1 protein-coding gene is annotated in these 598 nt (G+C 44.1%); it reads right to left on the reverse strand.

Annotated features, from left to right (window positions below):
• The coding region (locus tag C9J47_RS26885) for a replication endonuclease (protein ID WP_146150861.1) at nucleotides 1-598 on the reverse strand (598 nt) is incomplete at both ends.

Here is a 598-nt window from a genome sequence, read left to right on the forward strand (position 1 = left end):
CAATCGATTTTTTCAGATGTGAAACGGTATTTCTTTGCGCCTTTTTCATTCGGTGAATCCTTCATTGCTTCTTTTTTAAAGAGGCTTGTCACCGTGGATTCATGACGCTTTTCCATGAAGAACAACAAATGCCAGTGAGGACAACCGTCGGCATGAGGCTCGACAACACGTAAGCCGTAAACTTTAATCTCAGCTTTATCGAGTGCCTTGCGAAAATCAGCAAACATCGACGTCATGTAATCATGTGCGTCTTGGGTTGTTGGACATCCGGCATCTAACCATTTCTGATTGACCTTGTTACTTGCCACAGAGTGAAAGCGGCTAGGGCATGTGGGGGTATAGAACATCCCAACATGATCATTCGCTTGGGCAATACTCTCGAAACCTTTCAAACGGACAAACATTTCAGCACGTCGAATTTCAGGGTTAGAAATAGATTTTCCCGCCAACTCATTCAGCGTGAACCAGTTCGATTCGTCATCCGCATCATAAGCAATGGTGTTTTGCATCATGGATAAGTTGTCTTGGTCACGAACGCGACGACGTTGGAGCGAAAAGTTTGAGCAGTAAGACTGACCATGCTTATGAACAATTGTTA

Origin of the sequence: Photobacterium indicum, assembly GCF_003026215.1 — a bacterium.
GTDB classification, from domain to species: domain Bacteria; phylum Pseudomonadota; class Gammaproteobacteria; order Enterobacterales; family Vibrionaceae; genus Photobacterium; species Photobacterium indicum.